Source organism: Spirulina sp. 06S082 (genome assembly GCF_034932145.1).
In the GTDB taxonomy this organism is placed as follows: Bacteria; Cyanobacteriota; Cyanobacteriia; order Cyanobacteriales; family Spirulinaceae; genus CCY15215.
Genome location: NZ_JAYGHV010000328.1, coordinates 1 through 6,841 on the forward strand (window position 1 = coordinate 1; position 6,841 = coordinate 6,841).

Genomic DNA, 6,841 nt, shown 5'->3' on the forward strand with positions numbered 1-6,841 from the left:
TCGTAGACTAAGCCAATATTGTTGAGGGTTTGGGCTTCTCCCCCGCGATCGCCCACGGCTTGGCTGAGAGGCAAAGCGCGTTCGTAGTATTCAAGCGCTTTCTGCTTTTCTCCTAGGGAGTCGTAGACTAAGCCAATATTGTTGAGGGTAGCGGCTTCTCCAGAGCGATCGCCCACCGCTTGGAGAAGGGGCAAGGCGCGATCGTAGTATTCAAGAGCTTTCTGCTTTTCTCCTAGGGAGTCGTAGACTAAGCCAATATTGTTAAAGGTGGCGGCTTCTCCCCCGCGATCGCCCACGGCTTGGTAGAGAGGCAAGGCGCGATCGTAGTATTCAAGGGCTTTCTGCTTTTCTCCTAGGGAGTTGTAGACAGCGCCAATATTGTTGAGGGTGGCGGCTTCCCCCCCGCGATCGCCCACGGCTTGGCTGAGGGGCAAGGCGCGATCGTAGTATTCAAGGGCTTTCTGCTTTTCTCCTAGGTCGGAGTAGACAAAGCCAATATTGTTGAGGGTGGTGGCTTCTCCTCCGCGATCGCCTACTGCTTGTCGAAGGGGCAAGACGCGATCGTAGTATTCTAACGCCTTCTGCTTTTCTCCTAGGTCAGAGTAGACCCTGCCAATATTGTTGAGGGTTGCAGCTTCTCCCCTGCGATCGCCCACGGCTTGGATGAGAGGCAAGGCGCGATCGTAGTATTCAAGGGCTTTCTGCTTTTCTCCTAGGGAGTCGTAGATTCTACCAACACCCAGGAGAGAGAGCGCTTCTGAACTTTGATCACCAGCTTGGCGAAAGAGAGTCGCCGCTTGTTCCCATTTAATCAGGGCTTGTCGGAGAGATTCTGCCGATCCCTCTCGAAACAGTTGCAATCCCTCTTGAAAAACCCGGTTTGCCTCATCTAAGTCCGGCGACTGTTGGGCGATGTGGGTTTCAACGGGTTTTCCCTGTGCCATCCCAGAGACAGGCAGTATTGCCGCACTTGCTACCCCTGCCAGGATGCAGCCCCAGATTTTTGTTCTCTTTTTCATCGCGCCTTCCCTCAACCCTTCACATTTTCTCCGATATTACCGGATATTATGGCGATGGGCAAGCCTAGGATTTTAATTCTTGACAACTATTCTTTATGTTTTTTTACAGGACAAATAATGCGATCGCGATCGCCTGAAAATTGATAGCACTAAAAAAAGTTCAATACATCCGATGTAAAATGTATTCAGCCAAATCTCTGAGGGCTTGAGAACATTCTGAAGGCTTAAACGTGGTTAGATGTTCGATCGCCTGGCAAGAATGATATGCTGCCAGTTGCCGCGATTTTTCAATTCCCTCACTTTCTTTAACCAAGGCGATCGCCGTCTCTAAATCCCCTTCTTCGCTAAATTCTCGCTCAATTAAAGTCGTAATATAAGGATTTTCTTCTATAGCATACAATACCGGCGCTGTCAAGTTCCCACTGGCAAGATCGGAACCGGCAGGTTTGCCCAAGACATCACTTGAAGCCGTAAAATCTAAAATATCATCAACAATTTGAAAAGCCAAGCCAAAATGACGACCGTAATGATAAATATCTCGCGTAATTTCGTTGGTCGCATCGCTCAATAATGCCGCAGATTTAGCACTATTCGCCATCAAAGATGCCGTTTTATAATAACTCTTCTCTAAATAAGATTCGATCGATATATCAGTATCAAAGCGATTCAGACTTTGCTGAATTTCCCCTTCGGCAAAATCGCGAATCACCTCAGATAGCAATTTTACCACTTCAAGATTATCTAAATTAGCCAAATACCAAGAAGATTGAGCAAACAAGAAATCCCCTGCCAAAACAGCAATACGATTACCAAAAAGACTATTAACCGTTGCAACCCGACGACGAGTATCGGATTCATCCAGCACGTCATCGTGAACCAGACTGGCAGTATGAATCATCTCGGTAATTTCTGCAAGCCGACGATGGCGAGGGGTAATATCTTGATCTAACATTGTCCCTCGAGCCACCAATAGGACGATCGCGGGTCTTAATCGCTTGCCTCCAGCCCCAAACAAGTGTTCTGCCGCAGCGCTGAGGATGGGGTGTTTTGCGCCGATCAGTTGTTTTAAGTTGTTCGCTAAAATTCCAAGGTCAGCATCGACTGGGGAAAAAAGAGATGTTACTGAGGTCATTTTTTTGCCGTGTCTGGCTAAATTTAAAAAACTTTACATACTTTTTAACATATTTTAACTTAAAAAGGAGTTTTCCCAAGCAAAGGCAAAAGGTAGAACTTTCTTTTTTTCTGAATTCCGGTCTCTTAACCTTTACGCTCGATCTCATAATAAACCCACTAAATGTAGGGGTCCATTACCCGTAATTAATTCGATCGCCAGTACCAAGAATCCTAGCATTGCCAAGCGACCGTTCCATACTTCGGCCGCCGTTGTCATACCCCATTCCCATTTTTCTGGGGGATAAAGTTTAACTTTTTTCTCCATGCGTTTTGCTTCAGCAAAGGTTTGAGGTGGATTGGAAAGCGCGTCCATCACTAAAGTTTTTAAGGATTCGATAAAAAGCGGATGGGTATTTAAAGCAGGAACTCGACCAAAGTTTTTGATTCCCGCTTCTTCAGCGATTTCTCGATATTCAATATCAATTTCTTGCAGGGTTTCGATATGTTCGGAAACAAAACTGATCGGCACGACGACGATATCTTTAATACCCTCTTCTCCCAAAGTCACTAAAGCATCTTCCGTATAGGGCTTAAGCCATTCTACTGGTCCGACGCGACTCTGATAAGCGAGGGTATGAGGATTAGGTCGGTTTAAGGTTTCCATAATCAAGCGGGTACATTCCTCAATTTCGTGTTGGTAGGGATCTCCCGCTTCTTCAACATAACTGACTGGGACTCCGTGAGCGCTGAAGAAAAGATGAACGCGATCGGGATGAGAAAATTTATCTAACTCCCCAGCAATTAATTCTGCCATTGCTTGCAGATAGAAGGGTTGGTCGTACCAAGAAGAAATGACGGTATAGCGTATTTTAGCCAGTTGGGGGTCTTCTTGCCAAAGGCGATCGAGCAGTCGAAAAGATGACCCACTCGTGCTAATGGAGAATTGAGGATAAAGGGGAAGAATGACCAACTCTTCGATCGCATCTGCTTCAATCTGCGCGATCGCATCTTCTGTAAAAGGATGCCAATAACGCATCCCTACATAAATTTTAGCATTGCATCCCTGTTCTCTTAATTTTGCCTGTAATGCGACTCCTTGTTCTTCTGTAATTTGTCGCAGGGGCGATCCACCGCCAATTTGTTTATAATTCGCTTGGGAAGTATCCGTGCGTCGTGTCGCAATAAACCACGCTAAGGGCTTTTGCAACCAAGGAAAAGGCAAGCGGATGATTTCGGGATCGGAAAATAGATTAAATAGAAACGGGCCAACATCTTCGAGTTTGTCTGGCCCTCCTAGATTTAACAACAATACACCTATACTATTATTTGTAGCCATAACAGTTTTCTAGATTTTTTCAGATTCTTTACCAAGTGTAACAATATATGTTGTTTCTTCGTTAACCTAAATACAAGGAAATTGGCACTAGCAAGGAGTTGCGAATTTTGGCCACAATTTTTAGATCCCTCAGCTATCGGTATCAATGGTTATATGACAGTATTACTCGTCTTTCAGCTTTAGCGGTGGGTGGAGAGGCACGTTTTCGTCAATTGGCTTTGCAAGGTTTACCGATTAAGCGAGATACAGACATTCTCGATTTATGTTGCGGTGCAGGTCAAGTGACGCGGTTTTTAGTGGGTTTGTCCGATCGCGTCACGGGTTTAGATGCGTCTCCAAAGGCGATCCAACGTGCCAGTGAAAATGTGCCTCAAGCAAACTATATTGAGGCTTTTGCGGAAAAGATGCCTTTTGAGGATTGTACATTTGATCTTGTTCATGTTAGCGCCGCTTTGCACGAGATGAATCCCGAACAATTTCAGCGCATACTAGGGGAAGTATATCGTATTTTGCGACCGGGCGGAATATTTGCGATCGTTGACTTTCACCAACCCACCAATCCTATTTTTGTGCCTGGTTTGGCGCTTTTTATGTGGTTGTTTGAAACAGAAACAGCGTGGCAATTGCTGCAACGGAATTTAAGCCAAGAATTGGAGAATATTGGGTTTCAAAGATGCGATCGCACTCTTCATGCAGGAGGAAGTTTACAAGTTGTTCAGGCAAGGAAGAAACTTTAAATTTTAAAGATAAATTTTAAAGACTAAACAGTTTTTTGACTCGATGGCGAACCCAGTCTACAACATTGTTATTATCGTCTTTTTCATCAAGTCCCATGTCTTGTAATTGTTTGCGTCGTTCGGATAATTCTTGCTGGTGTTTGCTTAACTCTTTAACAATATTCTCGGCTAACTCTAAGTTTTCGCGCAGTAGCCTTTTAAAGCCGCGATTATTAATAACAAATAAAATAGTATCTTTCTTGGCGATTACCGTCGCAGTACGAGGAATGCCTAACATTAAAGCTAACTCGCCAAAAAATTTACCTGTTTCTAATGTTGCCAAATGTTTGTCAATTTTTTGGGCATAAACATCGACTGAACCGGATAAAATAATATAAAAAGCATCCCCTGGATCCCCTTCTCGAAAGAGTATATCTTCTTGTCGCAAGCGCTTGCGATAGCCAATTTCAATTAATTCTCGCAATTCTAGATTGGTAAAGCCTTGAAAATAAACTACCTGCTTCAATAAATCGCGAATAGAGAGTGCTTTGGGAGAAGATGGAAGCGGCGATCGCATCTCATCTCCTGCCGATCGCAGCGATCGAGAGGGATGAATGATAGGGGAAATAACTTCAGGATTTCGTAACCATAAATCTTGCTGAGGAAAAGGAACATGAATGCCTTGGTGTCGCAAACTATCTTCAATTAAAAAGTTTAACATACTTTTAACATAGGGTTCGCGATCGTAACCCTGAACCCACACCCGCAATTCAAAGTTTAAAGCATGATCTCCAAAATTCCTAAAAAGAACGTGAGGAGAGGGATCGTGGAGAACATTGGGTTCATTATAAGCGGCATTTAATAATGCTTCTGTAACTAACACGGGGTCGCTATCATAGGCAACCCCAATAGGAATATGAATGCGTCCTAAAGCATCTTCATAATTCCAATTAAGAACGCGATTTTCCACCAACTGACTATTAGGAACAATAACATCTCCACCTTCCCGAGTCCGAATCACCATCGATCGCAAAGAAATTGTTTTCACATATCCGGAAAGACGGTCAAATTCAATAAAGTCACCCACTTTAACTTTACGTTCTAATAACAATGTTAAACCACTAACGGAATTTTTGGTAAAGTCTTGCAAACCAAAACCAATTCCCACCCCAAAACTGCCTACAATCACCGCAAGAGATTCAAATTTAAAACCTACACCTTGTAGTAGAATAACAAAAGCAAGACAGCCAAACCCATAACTAATTAAAGTTGCGATCGCTTCTCGATTACTGGCATCTAACTTTAAAGGTTTGAGCAGTTTTGCCTTCAACAATCGACGTAATAAACGGACGCAAAAGAAAACAACAATTGAAGCTAAAAGTAATTGAACAATTGACCCAAGACTTAGATCGGACTCATTGCCAAAGAAGGGGGTTTCAAAAATATTTTTGAGGCGATGGTAAAATAGTTCGACAAAAGAGCGCATTATAAACTAACAATCCGTGAATATTGAATGAGATTAGTTATTTCCGTACCATGTAATTGGTAAAGGTGGTGTAGCTGGTAAATGAGAATAGTCCGTTTGGGTTTCTGTATCGAGGACTGTTTCGACTTGATTATAGATTGCTTCAGCCTCTTCAAAAGAATTACCAATACTGGTTAATCCTAACTTACCAAATTCCGATAAAGCACCCATTAAATGAAAAACCGTTCCCGTCTTCGTGCTACTGTCAAAATGTAAGCGATGACGGGTAATAATATCCATTAAATCCCCTGGTAATAAACCCCGATAACTGGATTTCTGTAAATTATCCGATGCAACATAATATTTTTCTCGATCTTGACTGTGAAAGAGTCCTGTTTTGGTTCGATATTCCCCATTTGTTAATAACTTGAGTGCCATAAAAGGATGAGTTGTTCCCCCTTTACGCAGATTAATTTCTATGGCATAAATTTGCCACTCTGGGTCGCGATCGCGCTGTCGCACTGCAACAAAATCAACACCATACCGTTCCATTGCTCCTTTTGCTGCTAAAACTTCCCCGATTCTAACCCCTAATTCTTGCAGTTGCAAGCGATAAACTGCATCGGCTGGGAAACGACAACCTAGGTAAATTTGTCCGTCGGGACCGCCGAGAATTTGGTCGTGGGTAGAGAGTATTTCTACATTTCCCGATGGAGTAATATAACCTTGAAAACTGGGCGATCGCTTCTCTTCTCCTTCGATATACTCTTCAACAATTGCGCCTAATTCTGGCAAGCGACTGGAAAAATTTTCCCAAGTTTCATCCTCAGCTTGAAAACGGAGATGAGGGAGGCGATCGCGCAAGGCTTCTCGTGCCTGTTTTAAGCTCGTTTGGCGAGGAGAACGAGAGGAAACAGAGGTTAAGTCCAAAAGCGCATTTCCTTCCCCAGAAAAGCCTTCATTGAGTTTAATGACAATGCGTTTTAAATCTGGCTTTCGTTGCCATAATTCCGCCGCTTTCGCCAGTAAATCATCTTCATTTTCCACAGAAAGACTGCCATCGGGATGTAAAACTTCTGCCGTTGCAAAAATTTCCCGGCTGCCACTTTTTGAACCCCAATAGAGTAAATCTGGACAGGATGCTAACAGGGGAATTCCTAATTTTAAGGATAATTCTTGTTCTAATAAAGAA

General features: G+C 43.3%; 6 protein-coding genes. 1 reads left to right on the forward strand and 5 read right to left on the reverse strand.

Annotation, left to right across the window (positions count from 1 at the left end):
- The 3 genes from VB714_RS20350 to hemH all read right to left on the reverse strand — a co-directional run.
- Positions 1-1,019: tetratricopeptide repeat protein (locus VB714_RS20350; protein ID WP_323226511.1), on the reverse strand; the 1,019-nt coding region annotated here is incomplete at its 3' end.
- Positions 1,020-1,179: 160 nt separating this feature from the next.
- Positions 1,180-2,151 carry a solanesyl diphosphate synthase gene (sds, locus tag VB714_RS20355; protein WP_323226512.1) on the reverse strand — a complete coding sequence of 324 codons (972 nt, stop codon included), beginning with the start codon at positions 2,149-2,151 and terminating at the stop codon, positions 1,180-1,182.
- A 144-nt stretch (positions 2,152-2,295) separates the two neighbouring features.
- A complete protein-coding gene (gene hemH, locus VB714_RS20360) occupies positions 2,296-3,468 on the reverse strand; it encodes a ferrochelatase (RefSeq protein ID WP_323226513.1) in 1,173 nt (390 codons plus the stop codon).
- A gap of 107 nt (positions 3,469-3,575) precedes the next feature.
- Between hemH and VB714_RS20365 the strand changes: the two genes are divergently transcribed.
- Entirely contained in the window at positions 3,576-4,205 is a 630-nt protein-coding gene (locus tag VB714_RS20365; RefSeq protein WP_323226514.1) for a class I SAM-dependent methyltransferase, read from the forward strand.
- A 16-nt stretch (positions 4,206-4,221) separates the two neighbouring features.
- On the opposite strand, the gene VB714_RS20370 is transcribed toward VB714_RS20365, so the two are convergent.
- Together VB714_RS20370 and VB714_RS20375 are read right to left on the reverse strand one after the other, a co-directional pair.
- Positions 4,222-5,670 carry a cyclic nucleotide-binding domain-containing protein gene (locus VB714_RS20370; RefSeq protein WP_323226515.1) on the reverse strand — a complete coding sequence of 483 codons (1,449 nt, stop codon included), beginning with the start codon at positions 5,668-5,670 and terminating at the stop codon, positions 4,222-4,224.
- A gap of 33 nt (positions 5,671-5,703) precedes the next feature.
- The coding region (locus VB714_RS20375; RefSeq protein ID WP_323226516.1) for a peptide ligase PGM1-related protein at positions 5,704-6,841 on the reverse strand (1,138 nt) is incomplete at its 5' end.